This window comes from Gluconacetobacter dulcium (assembly GCF_014174165.1).
In the GTDB taxonomy this organism is placed as follows: Bacteria; Pseudomonadota; Alphaproteobacteria; order Acetobacterales; family Acetobacteraceae; genus Gluconacetobacter; species Gluconacetobacter dulcium.
On record NZ_JABEQN010000023.1, the window covers coordinates 45,110 to 66,229 of the forward strand.

The 21,120-nt window shown below is 67.7% G+C and carries 22 protein-coding genes; 13 read left to right on the forward strand and 9 right to left on the reverse strand.

The features are described 5' to 3' along the window. The first annotated feature begins 58 nt into the window (after positions 1 to 58). From HLH25_RS16175 to mltG, 11 genes are all read left to right on the forward strand, one after another. A complete protein-coding gene (locus HLH25_RS16175; RefSeq protein WP_182975048.1) occupies positions 59 to 883 on the forward strand; it encodes a ferritin-like domain-containing protein in 825 nt (274 codons plus the stop codon). 27 nt (positions 884 to 910) lie between these two features. Then, positions 911 to 1,531 (forward strand): Dabb family protein, encoded by a 621-nt coding sequence (locus HLH25_RS16180; protein ID WP_375288991.1) that lies wholly within the window; start codon positions 911 to 913, stop codon positions 1,529 to 1,531. Positions 1,532 to 1,577: 46 nt separating this feature from the next. After that, positions 1,578 to 3,680 carry a M13 family metallopeptidase gene (locus tag HLH25_RS16185; protein ID WP_182975049.1) on the forward strand — a complete coding sequence of 701 codons (2,103 nt, stop codon included), beginning with the start codon at positions 1,578 to 1,580 and terminating at the stop codon, positions 3,678 to 3,680. A 114-nt stretch (positions 3,681 to 3,794) separates the two neighbouring features. Further along, positions 3,795 to 4,553, forward strand: coding sequence for a glycine betaine ABC transporter substrate-binding protein (locus tag HLH25_RS16190; protein ID WP_182975050.1), 759 nt, complete (start codon positions 3,795 to 3,797; stop codon positions 4,551 to 4,553). 4 nt (positions 4,554 to 4,557) lie between these two features. Next, on the forward strand, positions 4,558 to 5,442 hold the full coding sequence (locus HLH25_RS16195; protein WP_182975051.1) for a hypothetical protein: 885 nt from the start codon (positions 4,558 to 4,560) through the stop codon (positions 5,440 to 5,442). Further along, positions 5,439 to 5,969, forward strand: coding sequence for a YdcF family protein (locus tag HLH25_RS16200; protein ID WP_182975052.1), 531 nt, complete (start codon positions 5,439 to 5,441; stop codon positions 5,967 to 5,969). The genes HLH25_RS16195 and HLH25_RS16200 overlap by 4 nt, the downstream gene beginning before the upstream one ends. 68 nt (positions 5,970 to 6,037) lie before the next feature. After that, positions 6,038 to 7,009 (forward strand): ACP S-malonyltransferase, encoded by a 972-nt coding sequence (gene fabD / locus HLH25_RS16205; protein WP_182975053.1) that lies wholly within the window; start codon positions 6,038 to 6,040, stop codon positions 7,007 to 7,009. A 29-nt stretch (positions 7,010 to 7,038) separates the two neighbouring features. Beyond that, entirely contained in the window at positions 7,039 to 7,788 is a 750-nt protein-coding gene (fabG, locus tag HLH25_RS16210; protein WP_182975054.1) for a 3-oxoacyl-[acyl-carrier-protein] reductase, read from the forward strand. A gap of 276 nt (positions 7,789 to 8,064) precedes the next feature. Further along, on the forward strand, positions 8,065 to 8,304 hold the full coding sequence (locus HLH25_RS16215) for an acyl carrier protein (RefSeq protein ID WP_012227163.1): 240 nt from the start codon (positions 8,065 to 8,067) through the stop codon (positions 8,302 to 8,304). 48 nt (positions 8,305 to 8,352) lie between these two features. Next, on the forward strand, positions 8,353 to 9,639 hold the full coding sequence (gene fabF, locus HLH25_RS16220) for a beta-ketoacyl-ACP synthase II (RefSeq protein ID WP_182975055.1): 1,287 nt from the start codon (positions 8,353 to 8,355) through the stop codon (positions 9,637 to 9,639). Between the two features lie 86 nt (positions 9,640 to 9,725). Beyond that, positions 9,726 to 10,718 (forward strand): endolytic transglycosylase MltG, encoded by a 993-nt coding sequence (mltG, locus tag HLH25_RS16225; protein ID WP_182975056.1) that lies wholly within the window; start codon positions 9,726 to 9,728, stop codon positions 10,716 to 10,718. A gap of 24 nt (positions 10,719 to 10,742) precedes the next feature. On the opposite strand, the gene HLH25_RS16230 is transcribed toward mltG, so the two are convergent. The 3 genes from HLH25_RS16230 to HLH25_RS16240 all read right to left on the reverse strand — a co-directional run bounded on the left by HLH25_RS16230 (position 10,743) and on the right by HLH25_RS16240 (position 13,091). Further along, the gene (locus tag HLH25_RS16230; protein ID WP_182975079.1) at positions 10,743 to 11,567 is read right to left on the reverse strand and encodes a lipid-binding SYLF domain-containing protein; all 825 of its coding nucleotides are present in this window, start codon (positions 11,565 to 11,567) and stop codon (positions 10,743 to 10,745) included. 197 nt (positions 11,568 to 11,764) lie between these two features. Continuing rightward, entirely contained in the window at positions 11,765 to 12,556 is a 792-nt protein-coding gene (locus tag HLH25_RS16235) for an inositol monophosphatase family protein (RefSeq protein ID WP_182975057.1), read from the reverse strand. 37 nt (positions 12,557 to 12,593) lie between these two features. Continuing rightward, positions 12,594 to 13,091 (reverse strand): MmcB family DNA repair protein, encoded by a 498-nt coding sequence (locus HLH25_RS16240; protein ID WP_114727344.1) that lies wholly within the window; start codon positions 13,089 to 13,091, stop codon positions 12,594 to 12,596. A 121-nt stretch (positions 13,092 to 13,212) separates the two neighbouring features. Between HLH25_RS16240 and HLH25_RS16245 the strand changes: the two genes are divergently transcribed. Next, the gene (locus HLH25_RS16245; RefSeq protein ID WP_182975058.1) at positions 13,213 to 14,130 is read left to right on the forward strand and encodes a glucosamine inositolphosphorylceramide transferase family protein; all 918 of its coding nucleotides are present in this window, start codon (positions 13,213 to 13,215) and stop codon (positions 14,128 to 14,130) included. Between the two features lie 7 nt (positions 14,131 to 14,137). Here the strand turns inward: HLH25_RS16245 and HLH25_RS16250 are convergent, their stop codons facing one another. The 6 genes from HLH25_RS16250 to HLH25_RS16275 all read right to left on the reverse strand — a co-directional run bounded on the left by HLH25_RS16250 (position 14,138) and on the right by HLH25_RS16275 (position 20,026). After that, the gene (locus tag HLH25_RS16250; RefSeq protein WP_182975059.1) at positions 14,138 to 15,223 is read right to left on the reverse strand and encodes a glycosyltransferase family 4 protein; all 1,086 of its coding nucleotides are present in this window, start codon (positions 15,221 to 15,223) and stop codon (positions 14,138 to 14,140) included. Between the two features lie 4 nt (positions 15,224 to 15,227). After that, positions 15,228 to 15,941: an NTP transferase domain-containing protein gene (locus HLH25_RS16255; RefSeq protein WP_182975080.1), complete on the reverse strand. Its 714-nt coding sequence runs from the start codon at positions 15,939 to 15,941 to the stop codon at positions 15,228 to 15,230. 74 nt (positions 15,942 to 16,015) lie between these two features. Continuing rightward, entirely contained in the window at positions 16,016 to 16,795 is a 780-nt protein-coding gene (locus HLH25_RS16260; RefSeq protein WP_182975060.1) for a sterol desaturase family protein, read from the reverse strand. Continuing rightward, positions 16,792 to 17,898 carry an LptF/LptG family permease gene (locus HLH25_RS16265; RefSeq protein WP_182975061.1) on the reverse strand — a complete coding sequence of 369 codons (1,107 nt, stop codon included), beginning with the start codon at positions 17,896 to 17,898 and terminating at the stop codon, positions 16,792 to 16,794. Before HLH25_RS16265 ends, HLH25_RS16260 begins: the two co-directional genes overlap by 4 nt. Further along, positions 17,895 to 19,103, reverse strand: coding sequence for an LptF/LptG family permease (locus HLH25_RS16270; protein ID WP_182975062.1), 1,209 nt, complete (start codon positions 19,101 to 19,103; stop codon positions 17,895 to 17,897). The genes HLH25_RS16265 and HLH25_RS16270 overlap by 4 nt, the downstream gene beginning before the upstream one ends. A gap of 26 nt (positions 19,104 to 19,129) precedes the next feature. After that, positions 19,130 to 20,026 (reverse strand): metallophosphoesterase family protein, encoded by an 897-nt coding sequence (locus HLH25_RS16275; RefSeq protein WP_310889128.1) that lies wholly within the window; start codon positions 20,024 to 20,026, stop codon positions 19,130 to 19,132. 120 nt (positions 20,027 to 20,146) lie between these two features. On the opposite strand from HLH25_RS16275, the gene HLH25_RS16280 reads away from it, so the two are divergent. Beyond that, complete coding sequence (locus HLH25_RS16280; protein WP_182975063.1) at positions 20,147 to 21,118, forward strand: diacylglycerol kinase family protein; 972 nt, start codon at positions 20,147 to 20,149, stop codon at positions 21,116 to 21,118. The last annotated feature ends 2 nt before the right edge of the window (positions 21,119 to 21,120 follow it).

Here is a 21,120-nt window from a genome sequence, read left to right on the forward strand (position 1 = left end):
CCGCATGGAAGGACGGGAAAGAGGGAAGCGGGGCGGATGGCATGAAAGACGGAGTACGATGAAACATTGGCGCCTTGAGCAGATGGATTGGGACTGTTTCGATCCGGCGCGCGTCGACCCCGATATCGTCCAGTTGGTCAAGGCGGCGTCGGTCGTCGAGCGGAACGGCGTGGATTATGCGCATTATCTGAACAATGTGTTCTTCGACGACCCGGCCTTTCGCGCGGCGGCGGACAATTGGGCGATCGAGGAAGTGCAGCATGGCGACGCGCTGGGGCGGTGGGCGATGCTGGCGGACCCGTCATGGGACTATCCGCTGGCGTTCGAACGGTATCGCGCGTCGTACAAGCTGGAACTGGAGGTCGATCGGTCCATTCGCGGATCGCGCACCGGCGAGCTGATTGCCCGCTGCATGGTCGAGACGGGGACGTCATCCTTCTATACCGCCCTGGCCGATGCCACGGACGAGCCGCTGCTGAAGGCGATCTGTCGGCAGATCGCGGCGGACGAATACAGGCATTTCAAGCTGTTCTACGACCACATGAACCGCTACCTGAAGCGCGAGAAGCTGGGTGTGTGGCAGCGCATGCGCATTGCGCTGGGTCGGGTGACGGAAAGCGAGGATGACGAACTCGCCTCGGCCTATCATACGACCAACGATCCGGTTGGCCTGCCGTACGACCATGGCCGCTGCATTGCGGCTTATATGGCGCGGGCGATGCGCTATTATCAGCCCCGGCACACTGTGCGCGTGACCGGGATGATCCTGAAGACGATCGGGATCGCGCCGCATGGCTGGGTGCATGAACTGGTCGCGCGGGGCATGTATTATCTGATTCGCATACGCCAGAAGAAATTCGCGCGTCAGGCGGCGTTGGCCTGACGGGGCGGGAACCAGGAGGGAGTGACGATGTTGGTGCGCAAAATGATCGCGGCCGCGAGCCTCGGCCTGACCGTGGCGGCGCTGTCGCCGACGGCGGCCGCGCTGGCCGATCCGTATTCTCTGCCGATCGCGACATCGCCCGCGACGCCGCCGCCGCCCGATGCCGCCGCCGTCGCGGTGCAGCAGGATCTGGCCCAGGTCGGGGTTGCCGCCTTTACCGCGCCCGGATTTCGCCCGGCCCTGATCCGGCATGTGGTGCTGTTCCGCTTCCTCAAGAGTGTGACGCCGTTCCAGAAGGCGGAGGTGGCCCGGCGCTTTCTGGAACTGGCGGTCGATTCCCGTCGTCCGGATGGCCGTCCGGTGGTCGAGTCGATCGAGACCGGCTTTCAGAACAGCGGCGAGGGCACGGACGAGGGATACCAGATGGGCTTTCTGGTGAGTTTTCGCTCGGAAGGGGACCGGAATTATTATGTCGGCCGGCCGGTCGTGACCCAGCCGGGCTTCTTCGATCCCGCGCATGATGCGTTCAAGGCGTTCGCGGCACCGTATCTGGCCGGCGTCCTGTGTTTCGACTATCGCGTGGCCGCGCTGGCGCGTCCGCCGGAGCCTGTGAAAGCGACCGCGGCACGGGCTGGGCACCGCAAATAAACCGTTCTACCGTAACCCGTTTGTAACAGAATTTCGAGGCAACGGGATGTCGGATTTCAGACGGTATGGCCGGCGTGGCTGGCTGTGCGGCGCGGCCCTGCTGGTGGCCGTGAGCTGGGGCGGTGGGGCGGTGGCGGCCGATCAGGCCGCCGCCGCGAAGGCGCCCGATGGGATCGATGCCCCGTCTTACGGCGCATGGGGCTTCGATATGGACGGGCGCGACCTGTCGATCGCGCCGGGCAATAATTTCTTCGGTTACGCGAATGGCCGGGCGGTACACGATATCGTCATTCCGCCCGACATGACGGCCTATGGGCCGTTCAACATGCTCCATGAACTGTCGCGCAAGCGCGTGCAGGATATCCTGAACGAGCTGGCGGCCCATCCGGTGGCCGATCCCGTGACGGTCGACCAGAAGCTGGGCACGTTCTACGCCACCTTCATGGACGAAAAGGGGATCGAAGCGCGGGGGACCACGCCGCTCGCCGCCGACCTGGACGCCGTTCGCGCGGTGGGAGACCGGAGCGCCTTTGCCGCCCTGCTGGGACATGCGCAGACGGGGTTCCAGCATTCGCTGTTCGGCATGGGCATCCAGCCGGATGCCAAGGACCCGACGGTCTATGCGCTGACGCTGGACCAGGGCGGGCTGGGCCTGCCGGATCGCGATTATTACCTGAAGCCCGCGCTGGCGGCGAAGAAGACCGCCTATCAGGCTTATGTCCAGCAGGTCCTGACCCTGATCGGATGGCCGGATGCCGCGAAGCAGGCCCAGGCCATCGTGGCGTTCGAGACCCGGCTGGCGGAGGTTCACTGGGCGCGGCAGGACATGCGCGACCCCGACAAGACCTATAACCCCATCAATGTTGCCGATCTGGCCAGGCGTGCGCCCGGCTTCGACTGGGCGGCTTATCTGACGGGCGCCGAACTGCCCGAGACGATCGTGAAATCGGGCACGCTGATCGTCGGCGAGCCCGACGCCGTGGTCGGCGAGGCGAAGATTGCGTCGGAAACGCCGTTGGACACGCTGCGGGCGTGGCTGGCCTTTCATCTGGCGGGCAGCGCCGCGCATTACCTGCCCAAGGCGTTCGTGCAGGCATCGTTCGATTTCAACGACCGGACGCTGGGCGGCCAGCCGCAATTGCCCGACCGGTGGAAGCGCGGCGTGACCGCGACCGGCCATGCGATGGGCATGGCGCTGGGACAGACCTATGTCGCGCGCTATTTCCCGCCGGAATACCGGCGGATGATGGAATCGCTGACCACCGAACTGAAAGCGGCCTTCCGGGTGCGGTTGCAGCATAATACATGGATGGGGGCGCAGACCCGCGCCGCCGCCGTGCAGAAGCTGGACCATTTCACCATCCAGATCGGTTACCCCAAACGCTGGCGGGATTATTCGACCCTCGTCGTCAGGCAGGGGGACGCCTATGGCAATGCCGCCCGCGCCGAAGCCTTCGAATGGCGGTACTGGCTGGGTCATCTGGGCCACCCGGTCGATCGGGACGAGTGGGACATGACCCCGCAGACGGTCAATGCCTACAATAACCCCCTGTTCAACGAGGTGGTGTTTCCGGCCGCCATTCTCCAGCCGCCCTTCTTCAACCCCAAGGCGGACCCGGCGGTCAATTACGGTGCGATCGGCGGCGTGATCGGCCATGAGATGACGCATTCCTTCGACGATGAAGGGCGCAAGTTCGACTATATGGGCCGCCTGAAGGAATGGTGGACCAAGGACGACGCGGCACGCTTCAACACGCTCGCCGATCGCTTCGGCAAGCAGTACGACGCCTTCGAGGTGTTGCCGGGCGTGCATGTGAACGGCAAGCTGACGATGGGCGAGAACATCGCCGATCTGGGGGGGCTGACGCTGGCGCTGGATGCCTATCATGCCTCGCTGCACGGCAAGCCGGCCCCGGTGATCGGTGGCCTGACGGGGGACCAGCGCGTGTTCCTCGGCTGGGCGCAGGTCTGGCGGCAGAAACTGCGTGACGACACCATCCGCCAGCGCGTGATGACGGACCCGCATTCGCCGCCGCAGGCGCGGGTGAATATTCCGATGCACAATATTGATGCCTGGTACAAGGCCTGGAACGTCAAGCCGGGCGACACGCTGTATCTGAAGCCTGAAGAGCGGGTGAAGATCTGGTGACGGCGGGAAACCGCGTAGTCTGAGAACAGGGGCGGGGCGGTTTTTTGCCGTTCCGCCCCTTGCGCAAACGGGTGCCACCTGCTGGAACCACCCTCGTGATCGGGGAGAGGTGCGATGACGACGGTGACGCTTGGCCATCCGGAAACCATCCTGCACGCGGCCGCTGCCGCGGCAGTCGTGCGTGTGCTGGAAGCTTATGACCTGGACGTCGAATACGTTACCGGTAGCCGGGACGAGCTGACGGCGGCCATGAAGGCGGGCGGGATCGACCTGTTCGTGTCCGCGTGGCTGCCCGATGTCGATGCCGTGTGGGCGGACCCGTCGCTGGGCATGGACCCGCTGGGTGAGTTGTACAAGCCTGTTTTCGGCTGGTTCATGCCTGAAGGCTGCGCGCCGGGCGTGGTTTCGATCGCTGATCTGGGGCTGGATGACGGAGTGGTCAACCGCAACATCGTGGCGGCGGAATCGGTGCTGGAACGGGTGCGGCTCGGCGTCGGGTCCTATGGGCTGACGGAGCGCGGCTTCACCATCGATGCCCGTCCGGATGAAGAGGCCTGGCGATATGCCGCGAAGGCGATCGAGACCGGCGAGGCGGCGGTCCTGCCGCTGTGGCAGCCGCATTTCCTGCACCATGGCGGCCGGCTGCGGTCGCTGGAAGACCCCAGGACCGTGCTGGCCGGCGAGCAGGCGGCCCGGATGCTGGTGCGTCGCGAGGCGCGGGCGGAACTGGATTCCGACCTGCTGGATGAGCTGGACGAGCTGATGCTGGGCCACAAGGTGGTGAGCGCGCTGGAATATGCGGTGCGCTGCGACGGCATGACCGGCGATGAGGCGGCCGAGGCCTGGCAGCGCGGAAAGCTGCTGCCCCGATAGGGCCATGGTGCATGCATCCTCTCTGACGACTGGATCGGCCGGTGATCCGCGTGAAGTCGATTACTGGCTGTTCGGGGCCTTGCGGCCGCGCTCCCGCGCGCTGCGCGTGCTGGTGGCCGGGGGCGATGCGGCGCGTGCGGCGCGACTGACGGAGAGCCTGGAGGCGGAGGGGCGACCGGGGGAGGTCGGGTTTCTCGCTGCCGATGCGCCGCTCCCGTCTTCTGTTTACGATTATATTGATTGCGACCTAAGCGCGGAGGCGGAGCCGGGGGCTCGGCTGGAGGCCCTGGGCGGGGTGCTGGCGCCGGGCGGCGGCATCCGCGTGGTGATGCCCGCATCGGATGGGCGCGGTGGTGGCTGCGCTGTCGGTGGGCTGTTCGACCTGCTGGCGGCGGCGGGGCTGGCGCCTGTCTGCCTGATGGCGCCGCTGGAATATGAGCCGGCGCTTCTGGAGGCGGACCCGGCCTTTTGCACCGATCTCGACTTCCTGCCCGATCGCGCGCGGGCCGGTCTGGCCGAGTTGCTTGGGGTAGGGCGGGCGTTTCAGGTGGCTTATGTTCGCCGGGCGGGTGAGGTCGTGGGGCGGGCCGATCCGATGGACCCGGCGTGTGTGCCGGTGCTGCGGGGCCTGGACGGGTTGGGTCTCTCGCGGCTGATGCGGCCCGATAATCGGTTGCCGGTCCGTCTGGCGGGGCGTGAAGTGCTGGTGCCGGTCATTTCGCAGGCGCGCGGGCTGCTGCCGCTGGTCGATGGCAGGCGCACGGTGGGCGAACTGGCCGCGCTCCTGGATAATCGGGGCGTCGATGCCGCGCAGTTCCGGCAGGTGTGGCGGATAACCTTCGCCACCTTCGCCGGGCTGAACCAGCTTCTGCTTCAGGCGCCGTTGTGAACGGGCGGCCGGATGCGCCGCTCGCCATCGTGATCTTCGGGGCCGCGGTTCATCCCGACGGCACACCTTCCGCGACATTATGCCGCCGGGTCGCGGCGGCCGAGGCTTTCGGGCGGACCTGCGCGGCGCCGCTGTTCGTGCCGACCGGCGGCAGCCTGGGTGGGCGCCCGGCCGAGGCGCCCGTGATGGCGGAATTGCTGCGCCGGGCCGGGGTGCCGGACTCGGCGATCCTGATCGAGGCGACGGCGCGGGATACGCTGGACTCGGTGCTGGCGTGCTCCGTGCTGCTGCGGGCGCGTGGTTATCGCGGCGCCGTCGCGGTTGCCAGCAGCGGCTATCACCTGCCGCGCTGTCTGGTGCTGATGCGGCTGGCGGGCTGGCGGGTGGTACGGGTGCCCCCGCCCCAGGTGCCGGCGGCCCGGAGCCTGCTGCGGCGCTGGTTCTGGCGCCTGCGCGAAGTCGCGGCCCTGCCATGGGACGCCCTGCTGCTGGCGCTCCGTCGCCGTGAGGCCATGCCGCGCGATTGACAGGCGCCGCGTCCTGTCGGCATTTCGCGGGCCGGAACGTGAGATTTCTTTTGGATAATGAGGACAGCATGACCGTTCACGCCTTCATCTTCCCCGGTCAGGGTAGCCAGTCCGTCGGGATGGGCGCCGAACTGGCCGCAGCCTTCGCCCCGGCGCGCGAAGTGTTCCAGGAAGTCGACGATGCGCTGAACCAGAAGCTTTCCGCCCTGATCTTCGAGGGGCCGATGGAGGATCTGACCCGCACCGAAAATACCCAGCCTGCCCTGATGGCGGTGTCGCTGGCGGTGCTGCGGGTGCTGGAGAAGGAAGGCGGGCTGGAGCTGAAGCGCGTGGCCGCGCTGGTGGCCGGGCATTCGCTGGGCGAATATTCGGCGCTGGCGGCGGCGGGGTCGTTCGGGATCGCGCAGACGGCGCGCCTGCTGCGCCTGCGCGGCACGGCGATGCAGAAGGCGGTGCCGGCAGGCGAGGGCGGGATGGCGGCGCTGATCGGCGTGGATCTGGACGAGGCGCGCGCGATCTGCGCCGAGGCCGCGATCGTGCGTGTGGAAGGCGAGCCGGACCGCACGGAAATCATCGAAGTGGCCAACGATAATGGCGGCGGACAGATCGTCATTTCGGGCCGGGCGACGGCGATCGAGCGGGCGATTCCGATTGCCAAGGCGCGCGGGGTGAAGCGGGCGGTGGTGCTGCCGGTGTCGGCGCCGTTTCATTGCTCGCTGATGGCCCCGGCGGCCGATGCGATGGGCGAGGCGCTGGAGCGGGCCGAAATTACGCCGCCGGTGGTGCCGCTGGTGGCCAATGTCTCGGCGGCCAAGGTGACTGACCCGCAGGCGATTCGCGACCTGCTGGTGCGGCAGGTGACCGGCACCGTGCGCTGGCGCGAGAGTGTCGAGGCGATGGCGGCGATGGGCGTCGACAGTTTTGTCGAACTGGGGGCCGGCAAGGTGCTGTCCGGGCTGGTGCGGCGCATCGCGCCCGATGCGGCGGCCCGTTCGGTCGGCACCCCGGCGGATATCGAGGCGTTTCTCGCGTCGTTATAAGAGATGGTTTTTCAGGCAAGGACGGGCTGATGTTCAGGTTGGATGGCAAGACCGCGCTGGTGACGGGCGCATCGGGGGGAATCGGTGCCGCGATCGCGCGGACCCTGCATGCCCAGGGGGCGCGGGTGGTGCTTTCCGGCACGCGCGAGGCGGTGCTGGCCGCCGTGGCCAGCGAGATCGCGCCCGACGGCGAGCGGGTCCATGTGTGCCCCGCCGACCTGTCGGACCCCAAGGCGGCCGATGCGCTGGTGGCCGCCGCCGAGGTCGCGGCCGGCGCGCCGCTGGATATCCTGGTCAATAATGCCGGCCTGACGCGGGACGGGCTGGCGATTCGCATGAAGGACGAGGACTGGAACCGCGTGATGGACGTGGATCTGGCCGCGCCCTTCCGCCTGTGCCGCGCCGCGCTGAAGGGCATGCTGCGCCGCCGGGCCGGGCGAATCGTCAGCATCGCCTCGATCGTCGGGGTGACCGGCAATGCCGGCCAGGCGAATTATGCGGCGGCCAAGGCGGGCATGATCGGCATGAGCAAATCCCTGGCGCAGGAAGCCGGGTCGCGCGGCGTGACCGTCAATGTCGTGGCGCCGGGCTTTATCCAGACCGCGATGACCGATGTGCTGCCCGAGGCGCAGCGCGAGAAGCTGCTGGGTGGCATTCCGCTGGGACGGATGGGCAAACCCGAGGATATCGCGGCTTCCGTCGCCTATCTGGCATCGGACGAGGCCGGGTGGATCACGGGCACGACGCTGAACGTCAATGGCGGGATGGCGATGCCCTGATCGGCGGGGAACACGCTGATTCCGCTGGACGCAGGCCGGGATATGGCGGACAACAGGCCGATTTCGCGAAGGCGGATTTCAGGTTTTGGCAGCGGATTATGACGGAAAGAAGGTCCGCCGCCTTGGCGAGTGCCGAGGAACCGTGCTAATCCGCCGCTGCTTCGTCCGGAAGCGGGCTGGGCATGGTCCGGCAGTTCCGTTTCGCGGGACGTCAGACAGGACGAATGAATTTCGAACCGCCCGTATCTCATTGGGGCAGACAGGAAGCGAAGACAGATGAGCGAAATCGCTGACAAGGTTAAGAAGATCGTGGTCGAGCACCTCGGCGTCGAGGAAAGCAAGGTCACGCCGGAGGCCTCCTTCATCGACGATCTGGGCGCGGACAGCCTGGATACGGTCGAGCTGGTGATGGCCTTCGAAGAGGCTTTCAGCGTCGAGATCCCGGAAGATGCAGCCGAGAAGATCGCGACCGTGAAGGACGCCATCGACTACATCGAGAAGCAGAAGGCCGCCTGAGGCTGCTTCTACGGAACGTCGGATTTTGTGATCAGGGAGCGGTGCGGGTTGATACAATCTGCCGGAGGAGCGCCGGGACGTCGGCGCGTTGTTGTTACCGGTATGGGCATTGTCAGCCCGCTCGGGCTGGGGCTCGAACATAACTGGTCGCGCCTGATCGCCGGCGAAAGCGGGATCGGCCGCATTGCCTCGTTCGATCCCTCGGACCTGCCGGCGCATGTCGCCGGCGAGGTACCGGCCGGGCCGACCGAGGCGGGCTGCCTGACCCTGTCCGACTGGGTGCCGGTCAAGGACCAGAAGAAGATGGATCGCTTCATCCATCTGGGTCTGGTCGCGGCGACCGAGGCGGTCGAGGATTCCGGGTGGAAGCCCGAATCCGAGGAAGACCGCTGCCGGACCGGCGTGATGATCGGTTCGGGCATCGGCGGACTCCAGACGATTTACGATGCGTCGATCACGGTGCATGAGGGGCGGGCGCGTCGCCTGTCGCCCTTCTTCATTCCGTCGGCGCTGATCAATCTGGTCTCCGGCCATGTTTCGATCAAATACGGCTTTAAAGGCCCCAATCATTCGGTTGTGACCGCGTGCGCCTCTGGCGTGCATGCGATCGGCGATGCCTCGCGCCTGATCATGCTCGGCGATGCCGATGTGATGGTGGCCGGCGGCGCCGAAGCGGCCGTGTGCCCGTTGGGCATTGCCGGGTTCAGCTCGGCCCGTGCGCTCTCCACCGCGTTCAACGCCGAGCCGGAGAAAGCCTCGCGTCCCTGGGATCGCGATCGCGACGGCTTCGTCATGGGCGAGGGCGCCGGCATCGTGGTGCTGGAAGAATACGAGCACGCGAAGGCGCGCGGCGCCAAGATCTATGGCGAGATCATCGGATACGGCATGTCGGGCGATGCGTACCACATCACCGCGCCGGCCGAGGGGCATGAGGGTGCCTATCGCGCCATGCAGGCCGCCGTGCGCAGCGCCGGCATCGCGGTTTCCGATATCGGCTATGTGAATGCCCATGGCACGTCGACCATGGCCGATGACCTGGAATTGCAGGCAGTCGAGCGTCTGTTCGGCGATGCGGCGAGCCAGGTCGCGATGTCGTCGACCAAATCCGCGATCGGCCATCTGCTGGGTGCGGCGGGTGCCGTCGAGGCGATTTTCTCGATCCTGGCGATCCGCGACAATGTCGCGCCGCCGACGCTGAACCTGGACAATCCGTCCACCGAAAGCGCGATCGACCGCGTGGCGCATGAGGCCCAGCGCCGCAAGATCGATATCGCCCTGTCGAACAGTTTCGGGTTCGGCGGCACCAACGCCAGCATCATCGTTCGCGGCGTCTGAGCCTGCGCGGAATGACGGATCGGGCGCCTGCCTGATCCGCTTCCGGGGGCCTTGTTTTTGACATCGTGACGCGGAAAAAGAGCATCATGCTCAAGCGTCTTCTGATTTTCAGCCTGAGCCTGCTGCTGGTGGTGTGCGCGGCGGGCGGGGGCATTGCCGCCTGGGGATGGTGGCAATATGGCGCGCCGGGACCGGCGCCCGAGGCCCGCGCGGTGGTCGTTGCCCGTGGTGGCCTGGCCAGCACGGCGGCGACCTTGCAGCGTGCAGGGGTGATCGCGCCGGGGCGGGCCAGCGACCTGCTGTTTCGCGTGGCTGTGCATCTGACCCGCCAGGATGGTGTTCTGCACGCGGCCGAACTTGAATTTCCCGCCCATGCCTCGCTCCGCGACGTGCTGTTCGTGCTGCGCCATGCCAAGCCGGTGGTGCATCGGCTGACCGTGCCCGAAGGGTTCTCCGCCCTTCAGGTGGCCGATCTGATCGACCGGGCGCCGGTGCTGACGGGGCCGCCGCCTGGGCCGCCGGCCGAGGGCAGCGTTCTGCCGCAGACCTATGATTATGAATGGGGGACAGCGCGGGCCGCGCTGCTGGCGCGGATGCAGGCGGCCATGGAGGCGACGCTGGAGACCGTCTGGCGCGAGCGGGTGCCTTTGCCCGAGATTCCCGATCGGCGGACGCTGGTCGTGCTGGCCTCGATGGTGGAGCGTGAGACCGCGATTGCGGCGGAGCGTCCGCTGGTGGCCCGTGTTTTTCTCAACCGGCTGCGCCTGGGTATGCGGCTGCAATCCGATCCGACCGTGGTCTATGGGATCAATCGTGGGGCCGGGCCGCTGGGCCATGGCCTGACGCGGGCCGAACTGGACGCGCCGGGTGCCTATAACACCTACACATTGCCGGGCCTGCCGGCCGGGCCGATCTGTGCGCCGGGCCTGGCGTCACTGGAAGCCGTGGCGCATCCCGCCGAGAGCGACGCGCTGTATTTCGTCGCCGATGGCAGCGGTGGGCATGCCTTCGCCGGCAGCCTGGCGGAGCATAACCGCAATGTCGGTGCCTGGCGTGCGCGCCAGGCACCGGGCAAGTGAGTCTGACCGCGTACGGTCAGGCTGTCACGGGGGAGAGAGGGGCTGGCTGCTGACCGGGCCGGACGAGGGGACCGCGACCTGTGAGGGTTCGGCGCCGGAACCGGGCTGGGCGTAGGCGGGCGAGGCTGCCGCGGGTGCGCCGGCCGTGGCCTGGGCCTGGACTTCGCTCAAGGCGGCGCGCAGGGGGTCGGCGCCAGGATTGTTGACCCGCATCGAGATGACGATGTCCTCGGGGCCGACGATCTGGTTGTAGTAGGCGCGGTTCGCGCTGCTGTTGACCGTCAGTTTCGAGCCGCCCAGCGCGGCACCGGCGAACAGGCCCTCGGATTTCTGCAACGCCATGATGTCGGTATTGCGCTGGCCGGCCGTGCCGCTCTCGATGCCGGAGCCCATGGTCGCGAAGGAGGCGGAGGCATTGGCGCCGAACTGGAACTGGCTGTCCAGCAATGCTTGCAGCCCGCGATCGGTCATGACGAAGAACATCATCTGGGAGTCCTGCATGCCGAGCTGGATACCCACATTGGCCGAACTGAGCGTGTAGAAGGCCGGATCGGACCAGGAACCGCGCGCGTCGCGCGAGAGCAGAACGCAGCCGCCGCCCGCGCCGCCGAAGCCGATCGACATGCGGAAGATGGACGGGCAGACCATGACCGCGCGCGCCTGGCTCATGTAACGGGTGATCTTGCTGTCCGGGCGGGCGCCGCTGAACATCTCGCGCACGGTCAGGGTGGCGCGGTCCACCAGGGTCTGCTGCCGTTCGCCCGCAGCCAGGGCCGGCGCCGCCGGCAGCGCCAGCGCAATGACCGTCAGGGCCAGGGTTGTGCGGGAAAGACCGTCTCGCAAGGGCATGCTCCATAATTTTCGGCATCGCGCGACCTTCGGACCGTCCGTGCCGCAGAATGCCGAGCAGATCGTATCGCTGTCGCGCGGCCGGAAATGCCCGGCTACGCGACCGTGAAGCAGGAGTGGGCGCGTGGCCGGCATTCCGGCCCGCGCCTTGTCTCCTGCCGGATTTTTATGGCGTAACCATGGCTGGTGGCAGCCGCTCAGTCCAGCGGTACTGCGAGCGCCACCGACAGATCGGTGGCGATTCCCGGTGCCGTCGCAAGCAGGGTGATGCCGCGATCGAGTCCGCCGTCGCGCAGGAAGGGGGAGAATCTGGCCCCGGTTTCCTCCAGCAGCACCAGCGCGGCCGCGACGTCCCACAGATTGATGACCATTTCCAGGTAGCCGTCCAGCCGGCCGCACGCGACATCGGCCAGGGCCAGCGCGCCGGAGCCACCGGAACGGGGCATGGCGCCCAGTTCCAGGATCGCGGCCATTTTCGCCGCGTAGATGCCGTCGGGCACCTTGTTGCTCCAGCCCATTTCGACCATCGCGGATCGGGTGTCGGTGACCGGCGAAGCCTTGATCGGCCGGCCGTTGAGGAACGCGCCATGGCCGCGCACGGCGGTATAGGTCTCGTGCAGTGCCGGGGCCTGGATGATGCCGGCGACCGGCTGGTCGCCATCCATCAGGCCCAGCGAGACGCACCAGCGCGACCGGCCGCGCGCGTAGTTCGACGTGCCGTCGATCGGGTCGACCACCCAGCGCAGGCGCCCGGTGCGGGTGCGCCCTTCTTCCTCGCCCTGGAAGCCGTCCTCGGGGAACAGGGCGCCGATCCGTTCGGAGATCAGGGCCTCGACCGCGCCGTCGGCTTCGGTCAGCCAGTCCTGGGCGCTTTTCTGCTTGCCTGACGGGCCGCCCGGCGGCGGGCGCATCGCCATGGCCAGGTCGGCCGCGTCACGGACGATGGAGCGCGCGGCCTCGAAACGGCACAGGATGGCGGCATCGGACATCGGGGAACCTTTCAGCGTGGGGGAGAAGGAAATGGCATCATTCGACCCGGCGGGCTGTGCGCAGGGCGGTCGTGATGGCGGGGTCGTCCAGGCGGGCCAGCCGTCCGGCCGCCTGGGTGGCGAACAGCCATGTCAGCTTACGCCGGCGGGCGGCGGCCAGGGCGGTCGGGACGGGAGAGCGCAGGATGGCGGCTTCGGCGATCACGTTCAGGCCGGCGGGCACCGTATCGGTGTCCGCGACCATGATCCCGGTCGCCTCGGGCAGCAGGGAGAGGGGAAAGGTGCGATCGACGGCGAAGAAAAGCTGGTCGCACCAATCGTGGTAGCAGGTCCATTTCTGGTCGGTGAGAAAATCGCGCGGGCCGGATTTGATCTCGATACACACGAATCCGTTGTCCGGCCGCAGGGCCATGACATCCGCGCGGCGGCCGTCCGGCAGGACCAGTTCGTTCAGCGCCGCCCAGCCCATCTGGCCGCAGAGATGATTGACCGCGCGACGGATGGCGATCTGGTTCTGTACGGGGTCGATGGGCATCGGGGGCACCATGCCACGGGTGGGGCGGCGCGTCACGACCGGCGCGGTTTGCGAACCGGGCCTGATGGGATAGACCGCTGGGAGGCCGTCACCGGGGCGGCATTGCAGCATGGGAGCGGGCATGGGCCTCCTGCGCACCGATATCTGGCGGACGGGTATTCTGTCCTGCCCGATGTCCGAGATCCTGACGCATGGCGACGTCGCCGGGTTGCCGGTGACCTGGTTGCCTGATCCGGGGCCGTTCCGTTTTCTCGCCGATCCGTTCGGGCTGTGGCGGGATGATCGGCTGTATCTGTTCGTCGAGGCTTATGATTACCGGGTCCGGATCGGTCGGATCGATGTTTTCGTCTTCGATCGCGGTATGCGGCTTCTGGAGGTCCGGCCCGTGTTGTCCGAGCCGTGGCATCTGTCCTACCCGGTGGTGATCGCCGAGGGAGACGAGATCTATCTGCTGCCCGAAGCCTATCGCTCTGGCCGGCTGACGCTGTATCGCGCGGTCTCCTTTCCCGATCGCTGGGAAAGGGTTCCGGAGTTCGTCTTTCCCGAAGCGGCGATCGACGCTTCGCCGGTGCACATCGATGGCCGGTGGTGGATGTTCTACAGCCCCTCCGGCGGGTCGGGCGAGGACAGGCAGAGCCTGCTGCATGTGGCCTGGGCGGACAGGCTGCGGGGACCGTGGCATCCGCATCCCGGTAATCCGGTCCGGCGGGATCGTCGCAGTGCGCGGCCGGGGGGCACGCCGCTGCTGGTCGATGGGCGGGTCATTCTGCCGACCCAGGATTGCACAGGCACGTATGGCGGGGCGATCGTGCCGCTGACGGTGACCGATCTGGCGACGACGCATTTCGCCGCCCAGGCTGGAGCCCCGATCGTCGCGGCGTCGGAGTGGGCGCCCTATACCGACGGGTTGCACACTTTGTCCGCAGCCGGGGAGGTGACGCTGGTGGATGCCAAGCGGATCAGCCGGTCTCCGCGCCGGATTGCGATCGAGCTGGACCGTCTGGGCCGGCGCATGGTCGGGAGGGGCGCGGGCGGGTAGAACGCGCTCAGCCGCGTGGCTGTACGGCGATACGCTCCAGGATGGCCAGGCCGGCGGCGTCGAACCGTTCGGGGGCGAACAGGTCCTGCACGCGGGTGCGCGCGGCGTGGCCCATGGTGGCGAGTGAATGGGGGTGGCGCAGCATGCTGGCCAGCGCGTGGGCTAACGCTGCGGGGTCGAGAGGTGGCACCAGCAGGCCGGAGATGCCGTCCTGCACCGTGTGGCGGATTTCGCCGACGGCCGAGGCGACCGGCGCCAGTCCGGCCTGCATGGCCTGATGCACGCCGATGCACAATCCTTCATGCCGCGAGGGCTGGACGTAGCCGTGCTGGGTGGCGAGGAAGTCCGGCACCGCGCTGGTGAAGCCTGCCAGATGCAGCGTGGTCAGGCCGTGTTCGCGGATCAGGCTCTCGATGTGGGGGCGGGCGTCGCCTTCTCCGGCAATGGTGACCGTAAAGGGCGGGAGCGACGGGTCGGTCTTCAGCAGCGCCAGGGCGTGGCACAGGATATCGTAGCCCTTGACCGGGTGCAGGCGCCCTAGCGAGCCGATCCGCACGATCTCGCCCGCCTGCCATGGGCGGGCGGTCGGGCAGGTTGGATCGGCGCGGAAGATCGGCCACAAGGCGGCGCGGTCGGCCGGGATGTGCAGCCGGTCGCGCATGAAATCCAGCACGCAGGTGGAGTCGGCGACCCACATCCGACTCAGGCGGCGGGTGCCGCGCAGGAGGCGGGCGTTGGCGGGGCTCAATCCGGCGGAGTGCTGCCAGCTTACGACCGGGATACGGCGCCGCAGCCCGACGATCTGGCCCATCACCGTCGCCCTGGTGAGGGAGGTCCAGATCAGGTCGGGGGGCCATTGGGCGATCTGGTGGTTCAGCCAGCGCAGGGCGGCCAGGTGGTCGCGCCGCCCGGCGGGACAGAGTGCGACCGGCAGGCCGGCTGCCTGCAACGTCGGCAAGGCGCGGCCATCGCGGCGTTGCAGCGCGAAGACGGCGACTTCGTGCCCGGCGCGGCGGAGGACATCGGCGATGTCGGGCACGGGGAAGGCTGCGCCGCCGCCCTCCAGGGAGTTGATGATATAGGCGATGCGCATCGGGTCAGGCGGCGGCGGGATTCCGGAGCAGGGATTCGACCAGGAGCAGGTCGGCGGGCTTGTCGACATCCACGGCGGCGCGGCCGTCGGGCAGGGAGACCAGCTTGACCGACGCCTGGCTCAGGCTGCCCACCCGCGCGCACAGGGCGGAGCGGGTGAGGCCGCCGGTTATGTAGCGCAGCAAGGTTCCAACCCCCAGCAGGCGCGCCATGCGGATCGGTCGTTTGCGCTCCTGCTCGATCCGCTGCCACAGTTCCACGACGCCGATCGAGGCGGGCGTGCGGAACAGGAACAGGTTGCAGCCGGAAAAGGCGCCGTCGGCCAGGCGGATCATCGTGCGTTTCGTGCCGGGGACATCGCGCGTGATGTCGGCCTCCATCGCGACGGCCGCGGCCATGTCGCAGTGCGCATCGACGGAATCGAGGAAGGTTTCGATCCATTCCGGGCGGAGCAGGGCATGGTCGGCGGTGGTGACCAGCAGGGGGGTGCCGAGCGTGCGCAGGGCCGCCATCACGCTGGCGCTGGGGCCGGCGGCCGGCGGCAGGAAATCCACCGGATGGTCGAGTTCCAGCCCCTCCAGAATGCCGGGGGTTTCGATACTGATGACGATGCGGCCGATGCGGGGGCAGGCGGCGAGCGCGTCGAGCACGCGCGCGATCATCGGCCGGCCGGCCACGGGCAGGATCGCCTTGTGCGAGACGTTGGCGGCGGTGGCCATCGGGTCCGCCGCGCCCGCGCGGGTGCCGGCCAGGACCAGGACGGTCAGCGGGCCGGGCGCGGGTTGGGTGGAGGTCACGCCGCGTTTCGCGAGGTCGCGCCGTCGGGCCGGTCGCGCGGCGGGGCGCCGGTCTGTTCCATCACCCAGGGGTAGCGGTTGGCTTCTTCCAGATCGTAGCCCAGGTTGAAGACATGCGGGCTGCGCGTCCGCGCGCGGGCGTCGGCGTAATAGGTGCCGAAGGCGCGGTCGACGACGAAGCTGGTGATGCCGTAATTGCCGTCCTCATCATGGAAATGATGCAGGACGTGGCGCTGCTTCATCTTCTGGATCCAGCGCATCCGCGGCTTGTAGTTGAGGTGCTGGATGCAGTGGAAGAATTCGTAGATGCAGGTAATGACCAGCCCGGTGCCCAGGGCTGCCGCGGCACCGCCGACATTGCCGATCAGGTAGCCGATCGGCAGGGTGATGATGGCGATGGTGGGAATCGTGTTCAGCGGCGAGCCGAACAGTACGTCCAGCAGGTGCGGGTCCTGATGATGGTCGAAATGGATGCGCTTCCACAGCGTTGCCGTCCACTTCATCCGGTAGAGGAAGCGGCCGTGCAGGATGAAGCGATGGATCATGTACCACGCCAGCGGATAGACCGCGATGACGGCGCCGGCGGCGATGAGGGTCGGGCCGATGCCGGGGAAATTCCGCGCCAGGACGACGAAGCTGATCACGGCCAGAACGATGTAGAGCAGGATCGTCGGATAGGTCAGGTAGGCGATCCACAACTGGCGGAGATTCATCTTCCCCAGGTCGAAGCTCCGACCGGTGCGCAGAGACGTGTTGTGTAGGGTCGTGCCGATCATCTCTCTTCAATCCTCAACACCAGGGCACAGACGGCGAGCGTAAAGATGACGATGCCGGGTAGCGTCGCCGCCGGGGCGGGCAGCGTGCCGGCATTGCCCAGTGCCCGCAGCATGCCCTGGAAGACCACGAACAGCAGGCCGGCGCCCAGGCACCAGACCGGCAGCCAGCTCCGCGTTCCGCTTCGTGGTGGGATATAGACCACCGGCAGGGCCAATAACAGCATTACCGCAAAGCTGAAGGGGGTGAGCAGCCGTGCCAGCAGCGCGGTGCGCAGGGCCGCCGCCGGCTGGGACGCGGCTGCGTGCCCGCGCAGGATCGCGATGATGGTGGCGACGGAAAGCGGGGGCGTGTCCATCGACAGTCGGATCATGTCCGTGGGGCGCAGCCCGGCCGGCCAGCCGTGGTCCTGAGCCGGTGCGGGGGTTAGCGTGGCCGTGCGGACGGTCGCCCCCGTCGGCTCCAGGCTGCGGCCGCCGTCGTCGGTCCAGGTGCCGTGCGCATAGCGAAGCGTGTTCAGGTGAACGGTGCGGAGCAGCCGGCCGTTCGGGTCGCGCTGATACAGGTCGGCGTGGACGACGGTCGCGCCGCCTTGCGCGACATAGCCGATATCCGCCAGCGTCATGCCTGAGCGGAACCAGAAGCCGCGCCCGGATTCGGGATGGGGGTCGGTGCGGTTCCACCAGCTTGCCAGCGCCCGTTCGGTGCGCGGGGTGATCTGGTCGTCGACCACGGCGCCGGCAACGCCGAGCGCGAGGATCGCCGGCAGCATCAGGCGGGTCAGGCCGGGGGTGGTCAGGCCGGCGGCGCGCAGGATCGCGATCTCGCTGCCGGTCGTCATCTGTATCAGCAGGACCAGAGAGCCGATCAGGACCGCCAGCGGGAGGGTGCCGCCCACCAGCAGCGGTGCGTGCAGCAGCATGTAATAGGCGATGCCGCGTGCGCCCTGGTGCCGCTCCAGGATCGGGGTCAATTGTTCCAGCAGCGCCAGGACTTCCATCAGCGCCAGCAGGATCGCAGCCGTCGTCAGGATTCGCCCGAGCAGTTCGCGGGTGAGATAGCCGAGCAGGACGTGGCGTGTCGGCGATGGAGGAAGCGGGCTCATGAGGACGGGCTGGCCGCCGGGCAGGGCCGCGGCCGCGCGAAGGGGCGCCGCCGGAGCGGGCCGGCCCCCGCCGATCCGGAGCGTTGCGCGATCAGCCAGATGCAGCACCCGCAGAACAGGACGAACGGCCCCCATATGACCAGCCAGGGTGACATGGCGCGGCTGGCGACGAGGCTCAGCCCCAGTTGCAGCGCGTGATCGAAGCCGACCAGGCTGATGGCGGCGATGGCCAGGCCCAGATTGCGTCGCTGGCGTTTGGCCATGCCTGCCAGCGCGCAGGCGAGGATCGGGATGAAGGGAATGGCCAATGCGCGGGCGAGGCGGAAATGGAGTTCGGCCACCAGATGGGGGCGGCGGATCGTCGGGTCGCGGGTGTGCAGGTCGTGCAGCAGTTCGAACAGGGTCAGTTCCCGCTCGTCATTGCCGCGAAGGCGGAAGGCGTGGGTCTGGGAGACGGTATTGAACAGGCGGGTGGTGGTGTCGAACAGCACCAGCGTCGGTGTTTCGCCCTCCCGCTCGGTGACGATGATGCCGTGCTTCAGGTCCAGCCGGACCGAGGTGCGGTCGTCGGCGATCCGCAAGGTTCCGCTCTCGGCGGAAATGTCGCGTTCCAGCCCCTCGCTCCGGTCGCGGATGAAGACGTGGTGCAGGTGGGTGCCGGCGCCTTCGACCCGGTCCGCCGTCAGCATCAGCGTACTGGAGGGGGTGGCGAACATGCCGCTTTGCAGGTGGGGCGCCCAGCCCGCATGGGCGGCGAAATACATCGCCTGCCGGAAATCGTAGCGGGCATAGGGCTGGATGAAGCCATAGAGGCTGAAGCCCATCAGGCCCATGACCGCACCCACGAGGATGAAGGGGCGTGCGATGCGCAGCAGCGAGACGCCGCTGGCCATCAGGGCGTCGATCTCGTTGTTCTGGCTCATCCGCCGCACGACGGCGAAGACGCTGACACAGATCGCCGCCGGCAGGGCCAGGCCCAGATAATGGGGGATCAGGTCGGCCAGCAGTCCGGCGAAGATCTTGAGCGTGCCGCCATCCGCCGCCAGCACGTTCAGCAGGACCAGCAGCCGTTCCAGCAGCAGCGCGGTCATCACCACGGCCAGCGAGATCAGGAAGGGCGGTGCCATCTGCCGTACCAGATAACGGTCCAGGGTTCCCGGCGTGATCCTTTGCAGCAAGGCGGAAGGGAAAGGCGCGCGCGTCATTGTCGGATAATTCATACAAGCATCGTCTAGGGGAGGCGATAGGCATCGAAGCGCCAGGGGGGCAGTTCGCGAACCGGCTGGCCCGGTGCGGTCAGGCGGCGGCGGATTTCGGCGGAATAGCCGCGTTCGGTGCCCGCCACGCGGATATGGTGCCACGCGGCCGTGCGTTCCTGGCCCGGCGCCAGCATCGAGGCCGAGGCAATGCCCAGTACCGGCACCGTCGCCGTGGGGCCGGGCAGGGACGACAGGCCGGAGCGATGGCTGTGGCCGTGCAGGATGAGTTCGGCGCCTGACCGGGCGATGGCGGCTGCGAACAGTCCGGCATCCTGGAGCGCCTTGCGGCGGGTGACGATGCCGGGAACCGGCGGATGGTGGATCATGACGACGCGGAAGGCGCCTTCGCGGCCGGTTTCGTGCAGGATGTCGGTCAGGCGGGCCGCCTGCGTCGCGCCGAGCCGTCCGGCGGCGGAAAACCAGGGGGTGGGGCAGGCGGAATTGACGCCGATCAGCGCGACCGGGCCGAAACGGCGGACGAAGGGGAAATCGTCCGGCCGGGCGGCCATCCAGGGTTTCCAGCCCCCCAGCGTGGCATCCCATGGCGCGCGCACCAGCATGTCGTGGTTGCCGGGGACGATCGCGGTCTGCCGGGGCAGGCGGGCTGCTACCCAGGCTGCCGCGCGCCGGCATTCGACCGGGAGGCCGAGATTGGTCAGGTCTCCGGTCAGGGCGACTGCGTCCGGTGCCATCGCGCGGAGGTCTGTGACGAGCGCGTCCAGAACGGTATCGACATGCAGGAACCGGCGCCGGTGCCGCCAGGAGAACTGGCTGGTCATGCGCTTGTTCAGCAGCGCCCATGCGGGAAAGCGTAGCCCGTCATGTGCCAGATGCAGATCGGACAGGTGGGCCAGGGTCGTCTCGTTCACGGTTTCCTCCAGTCTGTCCTCGGCCGATCCGTCCTAGGGCGTTCACGATCTTGCAATAATGCGGGGAACGCGGCTTATGACCCGGAGAATGTCGGTGTCACAGAAAAAGGTCGATAGGCCGTGAGCGAGCGGTTTGCCCTGATTCATAATCCGCGCAGCCGTCGGAATGGCCGTGAAGACGGTTCGTTCGGTCAGCGGGCGTCGCAGGTGCTGGGGCCGCTGTTCTTTCATTCGGCATCCCGGCCCGGCCTGGTGGAGATCGTGGCTGAGCTGGCGCGGCGTGAGGTCGGGGTGGTCGCGATCGATGGCGGGGATGGTACCGTCAGTGACGTCATGTCCGCCATTCATCAAGCCTATCCGGCGGATGCGTTGCCGGCCCTCGCCGTGCTGCCGTCGGGGAATACCAACCTGATCGCCGCCGATGTGGGGTTCGGCCTGCGTGGCATGGCGGCGCTTGCGCGGCTGAGCCTCCTGGCCAGCGAAGGGGGGCTGCGGCGTTGCCTCCGGCGGCGGGATGCGCTGGCCGTTCGCTGGTCCGATCCGGCGCGTCCGGCGGTGCTGGGGATGTTCCATGGTGCTGCCGCCTTTACGCGCGGAGTCCGGATCGCCCATCGGCCGGTCATCCTCAATCGCTTTTCGCATGAACTGGCCGTTGGCATTGCGATCGCGTCCTCGCTGGGGCGGCTGGTCTTTCGCGCGACGCGCCGCAAATGGCTGGCCGGCGATCCCGTGACACTGGCGGTGGGGGAGGAGGCGCCTCGGACGGCGGACTGCTTCCTGTTCCTGGCCACGTCGCTGGGCGGTCTGCCCGGCGGAATGTGGCCCTTCGCGGCGCGAGAAGGGACGGGACTCTCCTATCTGAATGTCGGGGCCTTTCCTGAACATCTGCTCTCCGCGACGTGGTCGGTCCTGCGTGGGCGGCCCACGGCCTGGATGGATCGTTCGCCTTCCTATCTGCGTGGTCGGGCCGATCATCTGGCCTTGCGGCTGACTGGGGATTTTGTGCTGGATGGCGAAATCCTGGATTCCGGTCCGGATGGGCAGACCTATCTGTCGGCGGGGCCGGCCTTCGATTTTATCCGGAATGCCTGATT

What these genes read in the sequence shown, in the direction of transcription:
- HLH25_RS16175 (WP_182975048.1), top strand. Translation starts at nt 59, where the DNA reads ATGAAACATTGGCGCCTTGAGCAGATGGATTGGGACTGTTTCGATCCG.
- HLH25_RS16180 (WP_375288991.1), top strand. Translation starts at nt 911, where the DNA reads ATGTTGGTGCGCAAAATGATCGCGGCCGCGAGCCTCGGCCTGACCGTG.
- HLH25_RS16185 (WP_182975049.1), top strand. Translation starts at nt 1,578, where the DNA reads ATGTCGGATTTCAGACGGTATGGCCGGCGTGGCTGGCTGTGCGGCGCG.
- HLH25_RS16190 (WP_182975050.1), top strand. Translation starts at nt 3,795, where the DNA reads ATGACGACGGTGACGCTTGGCCATCCGGAAACCATCCTGCACGCGGCC.
- HLH25_RS16195 (WP_182975051.1), top strand. Translation starts at nt 4,558, where the DNA reads ATGGTGCATGCATCCTCTCTGACGACTGGATCGGCCGGTGATCCGCGT.
- fabD (WP_182975053.1), top strand. Translation starts at nt 6,038, where the DNA reads ATGACCGTTCACGCCTTCATCTTCCCCGGTCAGGGTAGCCAGTCCGTC.
- fabG (WP_182975054.1), top strand. Translation starts at nt 7,039, where the DNA reads ATGTTCAGGTTGGATGGCAAGACCGCGCTGGTGACGGGCGCATCGGGG.
- HLH25_RS16215 (WP_012227163.1), top strand. Translation starts at nt 8,065, where the DNA reads ATGAGCGAAATCGCTGACAAGGTTAAGAAGATCGTGGTCGAGCACCTC.
- mltG (WP_182975056.1), top strand. Translation starts at nt 9,726, where the DNA reads ATGCTCAAGCGTCTTCTGATTTTCAGCCTGAGCCTGCTGCTGGTGGTG.
- HLH25_RS16230 (WP_182975079.1), bottom strand. Translation starts at nt 11,567, where the DNA reads ATGCCCTTGCGAGACGGTCTTTCCCGCACAACCCTGGCCCTGACGGTC.
- HLH25_RS16235 (WP_182975057.1), bottom strand. Translation starts at nt 12,556, where the DNA reads ATGTCCGATGCCGCCATCCTGTGCCGTTTCGAGGCCGCGCGCTCCATC.
- HLH25_RS16240 (WP_114727344.1), bottom strand. Translation starts at nt 13,091, where the DNA reads ATGCCCATCGACCCCGTACAGAACCAGATCGCCATCCGTCGCGCGGTC.
- HLH25_RS16245 (WP_182975058.1), top strand. Translation starts at nt 13,213, where the DNA reads ATGGGCCTCCTGCGCACCGATATCTGGCGGACGGGTATTCTGTCCTGC.
- HLH25_RS16250 (WP_182975059.1), bottom strand. Translation starts at nt 15,223, where the DNA reads ATGCGCATCGCCTATATCATCAACTCCCTGGAGGGCGGCGGCGCAGCC.
- HLH25_RS16255 (WP_182975080.1), bottom strand. Translation starts at nt 15,941, where the DNA reads ATGGCCACCGCCGCCAACGTCTCGCACAAGGCGATCCTGCCCGTGGCC.
- HLH25_RS16260 (WP_182975060.1), bottom strand. Translation starts at nt 16,795, where the DNA reads ATGATCGGCACGACCCTACACAACACGTCTCTGCGCACCGGTCGGAGC.
- HLH25_RS16265 (WP_182975061.1), bottom strand. Translation starts at nt 17,898, where the DNA reads ATGAGCCCGCTTCCTCCATCGCCGACACGCCACGTCCTGCTCGGCTAT.
- HLH25_RS16270 (WP_182975062.1), bottom strand. Translation starts at nt 19,103, where the DNA reads ATGACGCGCGCGCCTTTCCCTTCCGCCTTGCTGCAAAGGATCACGCCG.